The sequence below is a fragment of the Pseudonocardia acidicola genome, assembly GCF_012911935.1.
Classification (GTDB): Bacteria; Actinomycetota; Actinomycetes; order Mycobacteriales; family Pseudonocardiaceae; genus Pseudonocardia; species Pseudonocardia acidicola.
Genome location: NZ_JAAXLA010000022.1, coordinates 74,616 through 92,172, shown reverse-complemented (window position 1 = coordinate 92,172; position 17,557 = coordinate 74,616). Strand labels below are relative to the sequence as shown.

At 72.9% G+C, this 17,557-nt stretch carries 13 protein-coding genes; 8 read left to right on the top strand and 5 right to left on the bottom strand.

The annotated features are described in order from the left end of the window. A partial coding sequence (locus HF526_RS14165; protein WP_211177193.1) for a GntR family transcriptional regulator occupies positions 1–695 on the top strand: 695 nt, incomplete at its 5' end. A 25-nt stretch (positions 696–720) separates the two neighbouring features. Then, entirely contained in the window at positions 721–1,572 is an 852-nt protein-coding gene (locus HF526_RS14160) for a fumarylacetoacetate hydrolase family protein (protein ID WP_169381885.1), read from the top strand. A gap of 329 nt (positions 1,573–1,901) precedes the next feature. Here HF526_RS14160 and HF526_RS14155 read toward each other — a convergent pair whose 3' ends face one another. The 5 genes from HF526_RS14155 to HF526_RS14135 form a co-directional block, all read right to left on the bottom strand. Further along, positions 1,902–2,489: an LOG family protein gene (locus HF526_RS14155; protein ID WP_169381884.1), complete on the bottom strand. Its 588-nt coding sequence runs from the start codon at positions 2,487–2,489 to the stop codon at positions 1,902–1,904. After that, entirely contained in the window at positions 2,486–3,601 is a 1,116-nt protein-coding gene (locus HF526_RS14150) for a nucleoside hydrolase (protein WP_338051471.1), read from the bottom strand. Before HF526_RS14150 ends, HF526_RS14155 begins: the two co-directional genes overlap by 4 nt. Then, on the bottom strand, positions 3,598–3,918 hold the full coding sequence (locus tag HF526_RS14145; protein WP_169381883.1) for a CoA transferase: 321 nt from the start codon (positions 3,916–3,918) through the stop codon (positions 3,598–3,600). Before HF526_RS14145 ends, HF526_RS14150 begins: the two co-directional genes overlap by 4 nt. A gap of 100 nt (positions 3,919–4,018) precedes the next feature. Further along, positions 4,019–4,240, bottom strand: a complete 222-nt coding sequence (locus HF526_RS14140; RefSeq protein ID WP_169381882.1) for a hypothetical protein — start codon at positions 4,238–4,240, stop codon at positions 4,019–4,021. Between the two features lie 78 nt (positions 4,241–4,318). Continuing rightward, the gene (locus HF526_RS14135; protein WP_169381881.1) at positions 4,319–9,799 is read right to left on the bottom strand and encodes a SpoIIE family protein phosphatase; all 5,481 of its coding nucleotides are present in this window, start codon (positions 9,797–9,799) and stop codon (positions 4,319–4,321) included. Positions 9,800–10,612: 813 nt separating this feature from the next. Here HF526_RS14135 and HF526_RS14130 point away from each other — a divergent pair. From HF526_RS14130 to couO, 6 genes are all read left to right on the top strand, one after another. Then, positions 10,613–11,089, top strand: coding sequence for a MarR family winged helix-turn-helix transcriptional regulator (locus HF526_RS14130; RefSeq protein WP_169381880.1), 477 nt, complete (start codon positions 10,613–10,615; stop codon positions 11,087–11,089). Positions 11,090–11,216: 127 nt separating this feature from the next. Further along, positions 11,217–12,845: an acyl-CoA synthetase gene (locus HF526_RS14125; protein WP_420821616.1), complete on the top strand. Its 1,629-nt coding sequence runs from the start codon at positions 11,217–11,219 to the stop codon at positions 12,843–12,845. After that, positions 12,842–13,663, top strand: coding sequence for a crotonase/enoyl-CoA hydratase family protein (locus HF526_RS14120; protein ID WP_169381879.1), 822 nt, complete (start codon positions 12,842–12,844; stop codon positions 13,661–13,663). Before HF526_RS14125 ends, HF526_RS14120 begins: the two co-directional genes overlap by 4 nt. Further along, entirely contained in the window at positions 13,660–15,630 is a 1,971-nt protein-coding gene (locus HF526_RS14115) for an acetoacetate--CoA ligase (RefSeq protein ID WP_169381878.1), read from the top strand. Before HF526_RS14120 ends, HF526_RS14115 begins: the two co-directional genes overlap by 4 nt. Then, a complete protein-coding gene (locus HF526_RS14110; protein ID WP_338051470.1) occupies positions 15,627–16,562 on the top strand; it encodes a 3-hydroxyacyl-CoA dehydrogenase NAD-binding domain-containing protein in 936 nt (311 codons plus the stop codon). The genes HF526_RS14115 and HF526_RS14110 overlap by 4 nt, the downstream gene beginning before the upstream one ends. An 11-nt stretch (positions 16,563–16,573) precedes the next feature. Further along, entirely contained in the window at positions 16,574–17,455 is an 882-nt protein-coding gene (gene couO, locus HF526_RS14105; RefSeq protein WP_169381877.1) for a 4-hydroxyphenyl-beta-ketoacyl-CoA hydrolase, read from the top strand. Positions 17,456–17,557: the final 102 nt, after the last annotated feature.

The following is a 17,557-nucleotide window of genomic DNA, read 5'->3' as shown; positions in this document are numbered from 1 at the left end:
GTGCTCAGGTGATGCGTGGGGCGGGGGGCGGCGGGGCGGCCGAACAAGTTGCCGCAGTGCTGCGCGAGGAGATCCTCGCCGGTCGGCTCCAGGGCGGGTCACCGGTACGCGAGCACGAGGTCGCCGAGCGGCTCGGCGTCAGCCGGACGCCGGTCCGTGAAGCGGTCAGCCGGCTCGTCGCCGAGGGGCTCTTGCTCAAGGACGGGAACCGGACGGCCCATGTGTTCCGGCCGTCGCTCGCCGAACTCCTGGAGATCTACGAGATCCGCACGCCTCTGGAGTCACTCGCGGCCCGCCTCGCCTGCGAGTCCCCCGACGAGGAGTTCCTCGACGCCCTCGAGACGGCCGGCGATGCGCTTCGCGCTGCGCGGCCGGGGATCGATTGGGCAAGGAAGCACGAGGCGTTTCACCTCTGCCTGCTTGCGGGGAGCCGGCGCCCGCGCCTCACGGCGCTGGTGCGCACGCTGCGGGTGCAGTCCGAGCCCTATGTGCGCTTCGCGGTGGCCTTCGACTTCGAGCTCAGGGAACAAGCCCGGCAGGACCATCTCGAGATCATCCAGTTGGCGAGGAGGAGCGCCGCCGAGGAGGTGGAGCGCCGTGTCCGCGCTCACCTCACGGCGACGGTGACCCGCGTGTCCGCCCTGCTGGACAGCCATCAGGTGCCCGCCCCCGGCGCGGCGCCGGCGGAGCCATGACGACCGATCGACGAAGGAGTGCATCGTGCAGCTGATGCGGTTGGGCCCGGCGGGCCGCGAGCGCCCCGTGGTGCGGGACGAGGACGGGGCGACCCACGACCTGTCGGCGCTCACCACGGACATCGACGGCACTTTCCTGGCCGGGAACGGCATCGAGCGTGCCCGCGACGCGCTCGCCGCCGGACGGCTGCCCCGCCTGAGCGCAGAGGGGCTGCGTGTGGGGCCTCCGATCGCCCGGCCGTCGGCCGTGATCTGTATCGGCATGAACTACGCCGCGCACGCCGCGGAGACCGGCGCCGCGCCGCCCGCCGCGCCGGTGATCTTCTTCAAGCACCCGAATACCGTGGTGGGTCCGGATGACGATGTGCTGATTCCGCCCGGGGCCACGAAGGTCGACTGGGAGGTCGAGCTCGCCGTGGTGATCGGGCAGCAGGCGAGCTACCTCGACTCACCGGCCGATGCGCTGGCCCACGTCGCCGGATTCGCGGTGGCGAACGATGTGTCCGAGCGGTCGTTCCAGATGGAGCGGTCGGGCGGGCAATGGTCGAAGGGTAAGAGCTGCGCGACATTCAACCCCCTGGGGCCGTGGCTGGTACCTGCCGATGAGGTGGCGGACGTGCAGTCGCTCGGCCTGCGATCCTGGGTGAACGGGGAGCCGCGCCAGGCGTCCACCACTGCCGACATGATCTTCCCGGTGGCGCACCTCGTCTGGGAGCTGTCGCAGTACATGGTCCTCGAACCCGGCGACCTGATCAGTACCGGGACCCCGGAGGGGGTCGCGCTCTCGGGCAGGTTCCCCTACCTCGCCGATGGTGACGTCATGGAATGCGAGATCGACCTTCTGGGACGGCAACGCCAAGCGTTGAAGGGGCGGTAGCCCTCGACAAGGCTGGTACGGCCTGATGTGCCGCGTCACCCCTCACGTCAGCGACGGCGCGGGCTGTCGCCCGGCCGCGACCGCCCGGGTCGTCCGCCGGGGTAGGACCGCGGCAGGTTCGATCTCCGGCGCAGGCGCGAGGACGGCACGGGTGTGCGCGTCCAGCCCGCGATCGGCGGCACGACGTGGGCCGTCGAGGATGTCGACGTCGCGCCGTAGGCCCGGCCGGCCCCCGGTGAGCGGTGAGGCACGCGTCCCGCACGCGCCGCAACGCCGCCTCGGAAGGGGGAGTCGCGGCGCACACGGATCGGGGAGAGCGTCGGTCATGGTCACGCAGCGGGGCCGTCCGCAGGCACCCAGCCCTGATCCTGTCGGGGTGTCCAGGCCCGCATGAGGTCCAGCAGCGGGCGCACCTCGGTCTCGGCCAGGATCAACGCTCGGTCCTCCTCTCGGAGGAAGCGCTCCGCCACGGCGTGGTCGAAGAACCGGAGCAGCGCATCGTAGTACCCGGCGGTGTTCAACAGCCCGGTCGGTTTGTGGTGCAGCCCCAGCTGCAACCAGGTGATCGCCTCGGCGAACTCGTCGAGGGTTCCGAGCCCGCCGGGCAGGGCGATGAAGCCGTCGGAGAGCTCGGCCATGCGCGCCTTGCGCTCGTGCATCGAGTCGACGACATGCAGCTCGGTCAGGCCCTCGTGCGCCCACCCCTGGCTGAAGTCGTGTTCGGGGATGACGCCGACGACCTGACCGCCGGCTTCCAGGACGCCGTCGGCCAACGCCCCCATCGTCCCCGTCGAGTTACCGCCGTAGACGAGCCGAATCCCGTCGGAGGCGAGAACCCGCGCCAGTTCACCGACGGCGTGCAGATAGACGGGTCGGCGACCCCGGCTGGAGCCGCAGAACACGTTCAAGGACCTCATCTGCAGAACCTCTCTCTCGGGCCCAACTCGTTGGGCGCGCGGTGTCGAAATGCGGGTTGCTGATCGTTGTGGCGGGCGGTCGAGGGGAGCAGGAGCCCGGCGACGGCAGACGCGGCATCCTCGTGGGCGCGAGGGCCTGGCACCCGCAGGCGTGCGGGGAGGCGCGCCGAGTCAGCCGAGGGTGATGAGCCGGCGCAGGGTTTCGGAGGGGACCGCGGGGACATCGGCGTCGAGCGCCACCTGCACCAGCGGGCCGGGGCATCGGGGCGGCGATCGGCCTCGGTCATGCCGCGGGCCGGACCGAGGGTGCACGCCACGCTGACCGGGAAGGGTTTCGGGCGCAGCGTGCCGGGTGTGATGGCCTCGAGCACGGCCAGTGTGTCGTGCAGTGCAGCCGCATCGACGCCGTAGCGCTCGCGGAACATCTCCCGGTAGACCGTCACCGTGCCGACCAGCGCGGCGCAGCGCGGCCCCCCGGCGGCCAACGCGTCCAGCCACGCGCCGTCGGCCAGGCACTGCATCGTGAGGTCGAGCGGCACCAGCGTCACCGGGACGTCGGGCTGGGTGAGCACCCGCTGCGCGGCTTCGGGGTCGGCGTAGACGTTGAACTCGCCGGCCCCCCGGGTGTTGCCGGTGCCGAGTGACCCGCCCATGGCGACGATGCGCGCGATCCGCGGGATCAGTGCGGGGTGGCCGGCCAGCAGCAGCGCGGTGTTGGTCATGGGGCCGAGGGAGACGATCGTCACCGGCTCCGGGGATGCGCTCAGCACATCGGCCATGAGGGTGATGGCCGGGCGCGGGTCGGCGGGGCCGGGCTCCGGGAAGTCCGCCGAGCGCACGCCGAGCCCGTCGGCACCGTGCCAGTCGGCGGCCAGTTCCCCCTGCGCATGCACCAGCGGGCGGACCGCCCCCGCGGCGACCAGCACGTCGGTCCGCCCGGCGAGCGCGAGCACGCGGCGCGCATTGGCGAAGGTCTTCTCCCGGCTGACGTTGCCGAACGTGACGGTGACGGCGCGGACGTCGACCTCCGGGCCGAGCAGCGCCAGTATCAGCGCGGACGTGTCGTCCACGCCGGGGTCCGTGTCGATGATCAACGGCATCGGTGCTGTCATCGGCTGTCTCCGTCGTCTGGCTTGCTGTCATCACCGCGCGGGTCGCCGAGTCGGGGCGGCGCGCAGCGGTAGGTCGGCGGCGTCGCGGAGAGCCTGATGGGATTGCGTGGGAGGCGAACTGTGGACCCGTCGGGGCGGGGGAGCGTGACCACGGGCTCCAGGCCGAGATCGGTGGCCGGCTGGAAGGCGCCGGCGACATCATCGAGTACTCCGGCCGGCGCCCCGGCCGCCATGCAGGCCGTGGCCCACTCCGCTGCGGGGCGGGTGGCGAGGAGTTCGACGCGCAGAGGTGCGAGTGCACTCGGCGGCGGAACCATGACCGTGGGATGCCTCCGTCCTTGGGTGAACCGTTTCAAAGCGCAGCCCTGCCGCCTGGACAGCCCAAACCTGGGCCCCGGCCGAAGGTCGCACGATGTGCTAGCTGACAGTGGCGTTGACGAAGAACGTACGTCGAGGCCTTGATCGAGACCGTACTGCAAGATACGTTTCTATCATCGCGATCCGGATCACTGTCAAATATCTGCAGGTGGCCCCTCGCAACCTCTTCGGGACCTTGTGGACGGCGATCTCACCGCCGGCGGCGTCGAAGGCGATGATGTCGGTGTGGGCGCCACCCACGTCGACGCCGGTGATCCTCATGCACGCGTCCCTTCCCGGCTGGACTTTCGCCCGGGCCAGGAAGTCCGGTGGTCCGCACCTACGGCTCGCGAGCCGAGATCATCGGGATGTCGTTGGCACGTCGGCCGAACCGCTGCCGGGGGACCTGTTGCCGGGCTGCTCGCGGTGGTCACCGGGGCCGGCCGCCGGTTGCGGTGGGTTGGTGAGCGTGGGGCAGAGGCCGGCGAGGGTGAGGACTCGGGCGACGGGGCCGGTGGTGTCGTGCTCGATCTCGAGCCGGCGGCCGCCGGCGCGGGCGTGTTCGGCCAGGTCGAGCAGGAGCCCGATGCCGGCGCTGGACAGGTAGCTGGTCCGGTGCAGGTCGAGGACCATGGGTGTGGCCGGGTCGGCGTCCAGGTGGGCGAGCAGGTCGGCGCGGACGGCCTGGACGGCGGGCAGATCGATCTCACCGTGCAGCGCCAGGTGGAGCCGGTCCCGTTCGGCCTGCACCTGGAGCGAAGCCGGCTGCCCCTCGGCGAGCGGCGGCCCCGGGGGAGCCACCATGTCCCGGGCCGGGACCGAGGCTGCGGCGTCGGTGTCGGTCTGCGGAGCGGTCAGGGTGAACCGCACCGTGGTTCCGCGCCCGTCCGGCCCACGGGCGTCGTGCTCGACGGTCAGGTCGGGAGCGAGGGCACGGATCAGTTCCAGGCCGCGGCCCCGGTAGCCGCGGTCGGCCGGTGGTGGCCGCCAGGTGCCGTGGTCGGTCACGGTCGCCTGCACGCTCGCCCCGCCGTCGCAGCGACGCAGCGTGTACTCGACTTCGCCGTCGTGGTCGGAGGGGTAGGCGTGCTCGACGGTATTCGCGACGGCCTCGCCGAGCGCGAGTTGCAGGTCGTCGACCAGGTCCTTGTCCAGCGCGGCCAGCGCCGCCCAACCGGCAACGGTGCGCCGCACCGCGGCCAGCTCGCGGGGGTCGGCCGGGCGGCGCTGCCGGAGTGGAGCGGGTAGGGCGCGGGCGGCGAGGACCGCGATGTCGTCGTGGGCGTGCCCGTCCGGGACTGCGGCGGCGAACAGCCGGGCGACCAGCCGGGCCGGGTCGGCTCCGGGCACCTCGTGGACGGCGGCGGCGACCCGGTCCATGCCGTCGTCGATGATCTCGCCGCGGCGCTCGACCAGCCCGTCGGTGTAGAGCACGACGGTGTCGCCGGGGGAGAAGTCGGTGACCGCCTGCTCATACAGCGCGACCGCCCCGTCACCATCGGCGGTGTCGGCGCGGAATGCCCCGAGCAGTGGGCCGGCGGCGGCGTCGAGATACCGCAGCGTCCCCTCGTGGGGGATCAGCAGAGGTGGTGGGTGCCCGGCCCGCGCCCACCGGATCTGGCGGTTCTCGGTGTCGACGATCAGACACACCGCCGTCGAGCCGCGCGCCCCCGGTACCCGGGCGGTGTAGCGGTTGAGCTGGGCCAACGCGACGGCTGGGTCGACGTCCGGACCGAGGTTCGTCAGCGCCAGCGCCAATCCGGAGCGCAGCTGTCCCATGACCGCGGCCGCGGTGGCGCCCTGCCCGACGACATCACCGACCACGACCGCGGTGCGCTGCTCGTCCAGGCGGATGACGTCGTACCAGTCCCCGCCGGCGGCGACGTCGTGCACCGCGGGCAAGTAGCGGGTCGCCACCTCCACCTGGTTCACGCTGGGTGGAGCCGCGGGCAACAGGTGCTGTTGCAGAGTTCGCGCGGTCTCCCAGCGGGCGTCGGTCAACGCGGCCCGCTCGAAGGCTTGCGCGGCCTGTCCGACCAGGGTGGTGGCGAAACCGCGATCGGCCGGGGTGAACTCCCGCGGGGTGGCGAAGGTGGCCATGAGCACGCCCAGCATCCGCCCGCCCAGCTGCAGCGGCAGCGCCGCGACCGCCTTCACCGGCGACCCCGGGGTCATCGGCTCGGTCTCGATGACGGGCGGGTAGCGCTCGTCCCCTGCCCGCGCGTCGTCCGACCAGACCGGCTCCCCGGTGCGCACCACCTCCGTACACACCCACTCACGAGCACCGTCGCCCGCAGCGGTCCCGGCAGCGAACCCCTCGGGGAAACCCAGATCGTGTTCCAGATGCAGCCGGCGCGGCTCGTCGGAGCGCGCCGTGTACACCACGACCCCGGTCGCCTCCAGCGCGTCGCGGACCGCATGAGCCAGCGCGGCCGCGGCTTCGGGCACCGTGGCCGCAGCCGCCAACGCCGCAGACGCCGCGTTGAGTTGGTGTTCCCGGGTCGCGACCCGCTCGGCCTCCAACGCGACCGCGATCCGGCGGGCGAGTTCCTGGGCCACCTCGACGTCGGCCTGGTCGAACCGCCCCGTCGGCTCCACACCCGCAGGCTCTGAACCCGCCGCGCCCGCGGTGACCGGCTCCTGCCGGAGGGTGGGCGGACGCCTGCCTACGTGCCCGACGGGGTGGCGCGGTGGATGGCCGCCAGGACAGATGACGATCAGCAGGCCCAGTAGCCGGCCCCTGACGGCCAGCGGGGCGACCAGGGTGGCGCCCAGCCCGATGTGGGCCCGGGCGGCGTAGGCATCGTCGCCGAGAGCTTCGCGCAGCAGGTCGGGCGGGGTGGGGTCGAGCACGAACGCCCGACCCCGCCGGTAGGTCTCGACCAGCGCCGCGGGGATGCGGTAAGGGCCCAGCTCCAGTATCGCCGCAGCCAGTTCGGGCTGGTGCGGGTGCGCCGCCACGACCGGCGGCATCCGCCCGTCCGCGGCCGTACGCGCGACCAGAACCCCGTCGTCGAACACGGCCGCGGCGAGATCGGCGACCTGCTGCAACCGCCCGACCACCCCACCGCCGCGCTCGTCCGCATCGGCCAGGATCTGGCCCGCCTCGGCCAGCAACCGGTCGCGCTGCGCGGCACGGTGGGCGGCGGTGACGTCCCGGGCCACTCCGATCAGCATCGGTGGCCCGGGCCCGTCAGGGTCGGGAACCGTATCCGCGGAGATCTCCACCCACAGCCGCCGCCCGTCGCGGTGCCGCAGCGCCAACAGGTGGCGGCCACGGCCGGTGGTCTGCAGCGCGTCCATCGCCGCCATGACCCGGGCGTAGGCGTCCGGGTCGGTGTCGGGATCGGGCCACCACGGGTGCGGCAGCTCGTAGGGCAGTCCGTCGGTGCCGTAGCCGAAGATCTCGGCGAACCCGTCGTTGATCTCCACGACCTGCCCGGCGCCGTTCACCACGAACAGGCCGTCCCGCAGCGCATTGAGCAGCGCGCCCCGCCAGTTCGCCTCCTGCCGTCGTACCTGCGCCAGCGTCAGGACCGACCGGACCCGGGCCAGCAGCTCCGCGGCGGTGAACGGTTTGATCAGGTACTCGTCCGCGCCCGCCGCCAGGCCCTCGATCGCTGCCTCCTGGCCTGCCCGGGCCGACAACACGATCACCGGCAGGGTCGCGGTGTGCGGATCCGCGCGTAGCGCGGCCAGCAGCCCGAACCCGTCGAGCCGCGGCATCATCACGTCGGTCACGACCAGGTCCGGCGGCTCCGACCGGATCGCCTCCAGCGCCGCCTGCCCGTCGGAGGCCGCCTGCACCGCGTAGCGGGACGCGAACAGACGGGTCAGGTACGCGCGCATGTCGGTGTTGTCGTCGACCACCAGTACCGACGCACGCACCGATCCCGCACGATCCTCCTCGTACCCCCCGTCACCGGCCACCCGGACGCTGCCCGCCGCCGGAACCGCCTCCCCGCTCACCTCGGCGAGGCCGGCGTCGTCCACGGTGTCGTCACCGTCGATCGGAGCGAGCCAGCCCAGCGCCTCGGCCAGGTAGGGCGCCGCGGCTCGTGCCGCGGCAGCGGACAGGTCGACGGTCTGCTCGGCACCCTGGCCGGCGGGCAGATGCGCCGACCCGAGCGGCACCCGCACCGTGGACGTCGTTCCGGCGCCCACGACCGACTCGACCGTGACGTGGCCGCCGTGCAGCTCGACCAGCTCGTGGACCAGGGCCAGCCCGATGCCGCTGCCCTCCACCGACCGGCCCCGGCTGCCGGGCACCCGGTGGAACCGCTCGAACAGCCGCGGCAGCTCGTCGGCCGGGATCCCGGCCCCGGTGTCCGCCACCTCGAGCACGGCCGCATCGGCGTCCCCGCGCACGGTGACGGTGATTCTGCCGCGCAGGGTGTACTTCAGAGCATTGGAGAGCAGGTTGAGAACGACCTTCTCCCACATCTGCCGGTCCACCCACACCGGCTCGGCAAGCGGCGGGGCCTTCACGGTGAACGACAGACCGGCGCGTTCGATCGCGGCACGGAACATGCTGGCCAGGTCCGCGGTGACCGCGGCCAGGTCCGTGGGGGCGAACCGGGCCTGAGCGCGGCCGGCCTGCACCCGGGTGAAGTCGAGCAGGTTGTCCACCAGCCGGCCCAACCGGCCGGCGTTGCGGTCCACCGACACCAGCTCGGCCCGCATCCGCTCCGGATCAAGCCCGTCTCCGGACTCGCCGGCCGCGAGCAGGTCCTGGACAGGGCCGCGGATCAGGGTCAGCGGGGTACGGAACTCGTGGCTGATGCCGGTGAAGAACTCGGTCTTGGCCCGGTCCAGCTCGGCCAGCGCCTCGGCGCGGCGCCGCTCCACCTCGTAAGCGCCGGCCGCGGCCAGGCTGGCGGCGATCTGCCCGGCGAGCAGTTCGGCGAACCCGCGGTAGCGCTCGTCGAACGCGCGGACCGGACTCAGGCCCGCCACCAGGAACCCACGGGTGCCCGCCTCGCTCTGCCCGGCCAGCGGCAGCGCGATCGCCTGGGTGGGCGGCCGGGTCCACGCCCCGGCCGGCAGCCGATCGAACCGCGTGCCGAGGTCGAGCAGCACGCTCTGCCCGCCGCGCAACCGGTCGAGGCGCCACCAGCGGTCCGCGTCGCCGTCGGAGATCCGCTCCGGAGCTGCCGGTGAGCCGGGCTCGACGCCGCTCGTGCAGGACAACCCCGCGCCACCGTCGTCGAACAGATAGGTCGCGGTGAACGGCAGATCCCGGGGGTTCGCGCCGAGCTGGGCGGACACCGCGGCGAGCACATCGGCCTGGGTGCCGCCCGGGGCGAGCGCGGTGGCGAGATCGCGCAGCGTTCCCATCCGCCGCTCGGACAGCACTCGGTCGGTGTTCTCGGTGACCACGCACAACATCCCGACCACCCGGCCGGACTCACCCAGCGGGCTGTAGGAGAACGTATGGTACGTCTCCTCCGGGTAGCTGCTGCGCTCCAGGAACAGCAGCAGGTCCTCATCCCAGGTCGCGACACCGGTGGCCAGCACGGACTCGATCCGCGGGCCGATGTCGTCCCAGATCTCCGCCCACACCTGCGCCGCCGGCCGCCCCAGCGCCCACGGGTGCTTGGCCCGCAGCGTGTCCCGGCGGTAGGCGTCGTTGTAGAACATCGTCAGCTCGGGACCCCACGCCATCCACATCGAGAACCGCGAGGTCAACAGCACTCGCACCACGCTGCGCAGCTCCGCTGACCACGACTCCGGCGGCCCCAACGGCGTCTGCGCCCAGTCGGTGGCGGCCATGGCGGTGCCCAGCTCGCCGCCCCCGACGAACAACCTGTCCGGGCTGCCACGCTCTGCCGAACCGGTCATGCCCGTACCGTGTCCCCGAAGCCGTCAGCAGGATCAGTCACCGCGCCGCCCCGCCCCCCGCAGGACCGATGCCCGCCGTGAGCCACACCGACCACAGCTGGGTCGGGTCGGCAGGCACCGCATCCTCGGCTCCTCGCAGCCAGCATCGGCACGATCAACGACAGTGATCGTCGCACCCGGGCGGTGTCGACGAACCATCCTCTTCCGAGGATCACTCCACCGCAGCGTCGGCTCAGCCTATGGCCGTCGCCGATCCGCGTCGACACGCGACGGCCACGAAATCCCCGCAGCCGCCGGAACCCCGTTCGGACCGAAGCGCCGACCACATCCAGGTCGGCCTCACTGTCCGGGGGAGGTCGGCGCGCTGCTGGTCTGTAGCGGGCTGCACAGGTCCTGCCGCCGGGAGCCGCGCCGCTGCGGTCGGCGCTGTGCCGGAATCGCGGTCCGGTGTCGTGCAACGACGAAGTCCGGGGTTCGTCAGACCGACGACCACGGTGACGGCCGCCGCCGCGAGGCCTCCGGTGATGAGCGCGATCGGCGCCGACGTCAGCGAGGCGGCCAGGCCGCCGCGGAAGTTGCCGATCTCGGCTCCGGCGACGCCGATGACGTACTCGGCCGCGCAGACTCGGCCGCGGCGAGCTGGACCATCCCACTGCGGCGCACCCGGGCCACGCTGCCGGAGACCATGCCCGCCGCGATGCCGCCGACCCCGGTGGCGAACGATCCCCACACGGGGCGCCGTAGGGTGAACACCCATCCGCGGCTGATCCTGACCGCCGCCTGCGTATCAAGTTTCTGGATACGCTCCGGGTCATGACGGAGCTCGCGGCACGTCCGGCAGGTCAGCGGGGTCAGCGGCTGACGTACCTGGTGAAGCGGTTGGAGATGGCCGAGCGGGCGCGAATGGAAGAGGTACTGCGGCCGCTCGGGGTGACGCTGCACCAGTACACGGCGCTGAGCATTCTCGAGCGGCGGGGCGGTCTGTCGTCGGCGCAACTGGCCCGCCGTCACGTGGTGAGTCCGCAGGCGATGCATCAGCTGGTGGCGACGATGGAGCGCGACGGGCTCATCGAACGTCGCCCGGATGAGTCGAACCGGCGGATCCTGCGCGCGTGGCTGACCGAGCACGGTGCCGAGGTTCTGCGGTCGTGCCACCGGGTGGTCGATCGCCTGGAGGAGCGGATGCTGCGGGCGCTCACGCCGGACGAGGCGGCCGCGTTCGGGCAGGCGCTGGAGCGGTGCCTGGCGGCCCTCACCGAGGAGCCGGCGGACGGCGGGGGGCCGCCATGACGGAACCGCTGCCCGCGCGGGGCTTCCGGCGCGCCCGGCGGGGCGGTCGACGAGCGGTGCTTGACCCGATATCAAGCCTCTTGCTATCAAGGGACACATCAAGGAGCTTGATACTGCCGGGACCGGGGTGTCCGTCACCGCGCCCGCACTCGACGAGGACGTGCAGATGAGCCTGATCGCCGGCCCGAACCCGGGCCTGGGTACCTGGCCGGCCCGCCGGGCGCGGATCTCCCCGGACCGGACGGCGCTGCTCGACCCGCGACGCTCGCTCACCTACGCCGGGCTGGCCGAGCGCACCGCGCGGTACGCCGGGGCGCTGCGCCGGCTCGGGGTCGGGCCGGGCGACCGGGTGGCGTACCTGGGCGTGAACGCCGTCGAGGTGTTCGAGACGTTCTTCGCCGCCTGGCTGCTCGGGGCGATCGCGGTGCCGCTGAACTACCGCCTCTCCGGCGCCGAGGTCCGGTACATGCTCGACGACGGGGGCGCATCGGTCCTGGTGCACAGCGCCGACACCGACGCGCTGGTCGCGGCCACGGCGTTACCGGCCGGGCTGCAGGTGCTCGCGGTGCACCCGACCAGCTGCCCGGCGGGCGGGCTGGACTACGAGGCGGAGATCGCGCACGGCCCGGCGCTCGGCGCGGAGCCGCCGGTCGGGCTCGACGACCCGGCGATCATCCTCTACACCTCCGGCACCACCGGCCGGCCCAAGGGCGCCGTGCTGACCCACGGCAACCTGACCTGGAACACGATCAACTACCTCGCGCACGTCGACGTGCTGAGCACCGACCGGGCGCTGTGCATCGCCCCGCTGTTCCACTGCGTCGGTCTGAGCCAGCTCACGCTGCCCACGCTGTTCAAGGGCGGCAGCGTGGAACTGGTGGCGAAGGCCGATCCGGGGCTGGTGCTGGAGCGGGTGTCGGCCGCGCGGATCACCGGCTTCTCCGCGGTGCCGACCATGCTGCAGATGATGTGCGAGCACCCCGCATGGGACTCCGCCGACCTGAGCTCGCTCATCCTCGTGCAGTACGGCGGGTCGCCGGTGCAGGAGCGCGTCGCGCGGGCCTGGTTGGGCCGCGGGGTCCGGCTGCTGCAGGGCTACGGCATGACCGAGGCGTCGCCGGGGGTGTACATGAGCACCCACGACGGCACGCCCGCCCACCCGACCGCGGTCGGGGTGCCGCACTTCTTCACCGACGTCGCGCTGCTGCGCGACGGCCGGCCCGAGCCGGTCGGCGGCGAGCCGGCCGAGCTGGTGGTGCGGGGGCCGCACGTGTTCACCGGCTACTGGAACCGGCCCGAGGAGACCGCCGCGAGCTTCGTCGACGGCCGGTGGTTCCGCAGCGGCGACGTGCTGCGCGTCGACGGCGACGGCTGGGCGCACGTGGTCGACCGGGTCAAGGACGTGTACATCTCCGGCGGGGAGAACGTGTACCCCGCGGAGGTGGAGGCTGTCGCCGTGGCGCTCGACGACGTCGCCGACTGCGCCGTCGTCGGGGTGGCCGACCGGCAGTGGGGCGAGGTCGGGGTCGGCTACGTGCAGCTGCGCGACGGAGCGACGCTGGCCGAGGCCGAGCTGCGTGCCCACCTCGAGGCCAACCTGGCCCGCTACAAGGTGCCCAAGCACCTGGAGTTCGTGCCGGAGCTGCCACGCAACCCCACCGGGAAGATCCGCCGGGTCGACCTGCGCCGCCGGGCCGCCGACGAGCACCCGATCGAGCAGGCCGCGGGGTCCCCGCGGCCAGAGGGAGCCTCATGACCGGCGACGACCCGGGCAGCGACCAGCTCCGAGCCCCGTTGCCGCCGTCGCTGCAGGTCGAGCTGCGCGGCGAGGTGGCCGTGCTGCGGCTGGCCCGCGCCGCGAAGCGCAACGCGCTGGACGATCCGACGGTGCTCGGGATCGAGGCGTTCTTCAGCGTCCCGCCCGCCGGGGTCAAGGCCGTCGTGCTCGACGCCGAGGGCGAGCACTTCTCCGCCGGCCTGGACCTGTCCGAGCTGACCGAGCGCGACGCGTTCGAAGGCCTTGAGCACTCGATGATGTGGCACCGCGCGTTCGAACGGATGGAGCGCGGCCGGATCCCGGTCGTCGCGGTCCTCAAGGGCGCGGTGATCGGCGGCGGGTTGGAGCTGGCGACAGCCACCCATATCCGGGTGGCCGAGTCGACCGCGTTCTACGCGCTGCCGGAGGGGCAGCGCGGCCTGTTCGTCGGCGGCGGCGCCTCGGTGCGGGTGCCGCGGCTCATCGGCGCCCACTGGATGGCCGACATGATGCTCACCGGACGTGTTCTCGACGCCCGGGAGGGGCAGGCGCTCGGGCTGTCGCACTACCTGACCGGGTCGGGGGAGGGGTTCGCGCACGCCCTGGACCTGGCCAAGAAGATCGCTGCGAACTCAGCCGTCACGAACTTCGCGGTGCTGCAGGCGCTCCCACGGATCGCCGAGGCCAACCCGACCCAGGGTTATCTGATGGAGTCGCTGATGGCGGCCGTCGCCACCGGCAGCGCCGAGGCCAAGGAGCGGATGCAGGCGTTCCTGCAGGGGCGTGGCGCGAAGGTGCAGCGGAGGGACGGCTCGTGAGCACGCCGCAGCCGCCCGAGCTGCTGCGGCCGGTCGCCGCGGACGCGCGGGAGACGACGGAGATCGGGCGGTTCCTGGGCTGGCTGGAACGCGAGCGCGGGCTGCGCTTCGACGACTACGACGCGCTGCATCGCTGGTCGGTCGACGACCTGGAGGGGTTCTGGTCGGCGATCGCCGGGTTCTTCGAGGTGCGGTTCGCGACGCCGCCCGAGCGGGTGCTGGGCCGCCGCGAGATGCCGGGCGCGGAGTGGTTCCCCGGGGCGACACTGAACTACGCCGAGCACGCGGTCGGGCTGCCCGAGGACGCGGACGGGGTCGCGGTGGTGGCGTACTCCCAGTCCCGTGAGCGGGTGGAACTGACCTGGGGGCAGCTGCGCGAGCAGGTGGCCCGCGCCCGGGCCGGTCTGCAGCGGCTCGGTGTCGGCCGCGGCGACCGCGTGGTGGCGTACCTGCCGAACATCCCGGAGACGCTGGTGGCGTTCCTGGCCACGGCGAGCCTGGGCGCGGTCTGGGCGAGCTGCGCGCCGGAGTTCGGTGCCCGCAGCGTCGTCGATCGCTTCGGGCAGATCGAGCCGACGGTGCTGCTGGCGGTGGCCGGGTACGGCTACGGCGCCAAGGACGTCGACCGCCGCGAGCAGGTGGCGCAGATCCGGGCGGGTCTGCCCACCGTGCGGCACGTCGTCCATGTTCCGTACGGGGAGAACACGCTGCCCGGCGCGGTCGGCTGGGACGAGCTGGTCGCCGAGGCTGCCGACCTGGCGTTCCACCCGGTGCCGTTCGCGCACCCGCTGTGCGTGCTGTTCTCCTCCGGGACGACCGGCAAGCCCAAGGCGATCGTGCACGGCCACGGCGGGATCCTGCTCGAGCACTGCAAGAACCACGGGCTGAGCTGGGACCTGCGTCCGGGCGACCGGATCCTGTGGTTCTCCACCACCGCGTGGATGATGTGGAACGCGCTGGTGTCCGGGCTGCTGGTGCGGGCGTCGATCGTGATGATCGACGGCAATCCGCTGCACCCCGACCTGCGCTGGCAGTGGCGGGTGGCCGCCGAGACGGGCGCGACGCTGATGGGCGCCAGCCCGGGGTTCCTGATGGCCTGCCGCAAGGAGGGGGCGCGGCCGGCCGCGGAGTTCGACCTGTCCCGGGTGCGCCAGATCGGTGCGGCGGGCAGCCCACTGCCTCCGGAAGGCTACCGGTGGGTGGCCGAGCAGTTCGGGCCCGGCGTGTTGCTGAACGTGGGCAGCGGCGGCACCGACGTCTGCTCGGGGATCGTGCAGGGCAGCCCGCTGCAGCCGGTGTGGGCCGGAGAGATCTCCGGGCCCTGCCTCGGGGTCGATGCGCAGGCGTTCGACGAGAGGGGAGATGCCGTGGTCGGCGAGCTGGGCGAGCTGGTGATCACCGCGCCGATGCCGTCGATGCCGGTGGGCTTCTGGGGGGACGGCGACGGGACGCGCTACCGCGACGCCTACTTCGACCTGTACCCGGGCGTGTGGCGGCACGGCGACTGGGTGCGGTTCTCCGCGGCCGGCAGCGCGGTGATCGCGGGGCGGTCCGACGCCACGCTCAACCGCGGTGGCGTCCGGCTCGGCACCGCCGAGTTCTACCGGGTCGTGGAGGAGCTGCCGGAGGTCGCCGACAGCCTGGTGGTGCATCTCGAGGACCCGGCGGGGGGCAACGGGGAACTGCTGCTCTACGTCCAGCTGCGCGAGCCGGCCGAGCTCGACGATGCGCTGTGCCGCCGGATCAGCACCGCGCTGCGCACGGAGCTGTCGCCCCGGCACGTTCCCGACGGGATCGCGGCGGTGCCGGTGGTGCCGCGCAACCGGACGGGCAAGAAGCTGGAGCTGCCGGCCAAGCGGATCCTGCTCGGGGCGGCGCTCGACGACGTCGCCAGCCGCGACGTGCTGGCCGACCCGGCGGCGCTCGATCCGTTCGTCGAGCTCGCCGCTGCCCGGGGTGAGCGGTGAGCGCCGCCGGGATCCGCCGGGTCGCCGTCATCGGCACCGGGGTCATCGGGGCCAGTTGGGCGGCGCACTTCCTGGCGCACGGCCTCGACGTGGTCGCGAGCGACCCGGCGCCGGGAGCCGAGGCACGGCTGCGCGCCGACGTCGCGGCGATCTGGCCGACGCTCGCGCCGATCGACGGCGCGTCGCCGGACCGGCTCACGTTCACCGCGGACGCGGCCGAGGCCGTCGCGGACGCCGACTTCGTGCAGGAGAACGGCCCGGAGCGCGAAGAGGTCAAGGACGCGCTGTTCGCGGTGCTCGACACCGCGGCCAGGCCCGAGGTGGTGCTGGCGTCGAGCTCGTCCGGGCTGCTTCCCAGCGTGATCGCGCGCGGCTGCCCGGAGCATCCGGAGCGGGTCGTCATCGGGCACCCGTTCAACCCGCCGCACCTGATCCCCCTGGTCGAGGTGGTGCCGGGGGAGAAGACCGCGGAGAAGACGGTCGAGACCGCAATGGCGTTCTACGCGGGAGTCGGCAAGCGGCCGATCCGGCTGCGCCAGGAGCTGCCCGGGCACGTCGCGAACCGGCTGCAGGCCGCCCTGTGGCAGGAGGCCTACTCGCTGGTGGAACGCGGCGTCGCCACGGTGGCCGACATCGACACCGCGATCACCCACGGCCCCGGGCTGCGGTGGGCGGTGCTCGGGCCGTTCCTCACCCAGCACCTGTCCGGCGGCCCCGGCGGCATCGCCCACGTCCTCGAGCACCTCGGCCCGCCCACCGAGGCGTGGTGGCGCGATCTCGGCCAGGTCACGCTCACGCGAGAGCTCGTCGAGACGCTGGTGGCGGGGGTCGACGAGGAGCTCGCCGGGATCGACCGGGCCGAGCTCGTCGCCCACCGCGACGCCGTCCTGACCGCCCTGCTCGCCGCCAAGGCCCGCACCGAACTCCCCTGAGGAAGGCCCACATGGATCTCCCGGCCCTCGATCTCGCTGCGCTCGACGCCATCGACGTGCACGTGCACGTCGAGCAGGACGCCCACGGCTGCCTCTCGCTCGACCAGGAACTGATCGACGCCTCGGCGAAGTACTTCCACGCCGACCAGGACCGCACCCCGACCGTCGAGGCGATCGCCGCGCACTACCGCGAGCGGAACATGGCCGCCGTGGTGTTCACCGTCGACGCACCGGCCGGCACCGGGCATCCCGCGCTGTCCAGCGAGGAGATCGCCGACGCCGCCGCCGCGCATCCCGACGTGCTCATCCCGTTCGGCTCGGTCGACCCGCACGCCGGCAAGGCCGCCGTCGCCCGCGCCCGCCGGCTGGTCACCGACCACGGGGTGCGCGGGTTCAAGTTCCACCCCAGCCTGCAGGCGTTCGAACCGAACGACATGCGCTTCTACCCGCTCTACGAGGCGCTGCAGGAGCTCAGGGTGCCCGCGCTGTTCCACACCGGGCAGACCGGCATCGGCGCCGGGCTGCCCGGCGGGCGCGGGATCAAGCTGCGGTACTCCAACCCGATGCTGCTCGACGACGTGGCCGCCGACTTCCCGCATCTGACGATCGTGCTCGCGCATCCGTCGGTGCCCTGGCAGGACGAGGCCATCTCCATCGCCACCCACAAGGCGAACGTCTACACCGACCTGTCCGGCTGGTCACCGAAGTACTTCCCGCCGCAGCTCGTGCGCGCCGCGAACAGTCTGCTCAAGCGGAAGGTGCTCTTCGGCTCCGACTTCCCGGTGATCACTCCGGACCGATGGCTCGCCGACTTCGCGAAGCTGGAGATCAAGGACGAGGTCCGCCCGCTGATCCTCAAGGACAACGCCGCCCGGATGCTCGGGCTGAGCTGACGGGCGCCCGGGACCCGGCGAGCCGATCGCCGGCGCGCCGGGTCCCGGCGTCAGCGCCGTGTCTTCACGAAGTCCTGGTCCACCGCGGCGGCGGCTCCGGCC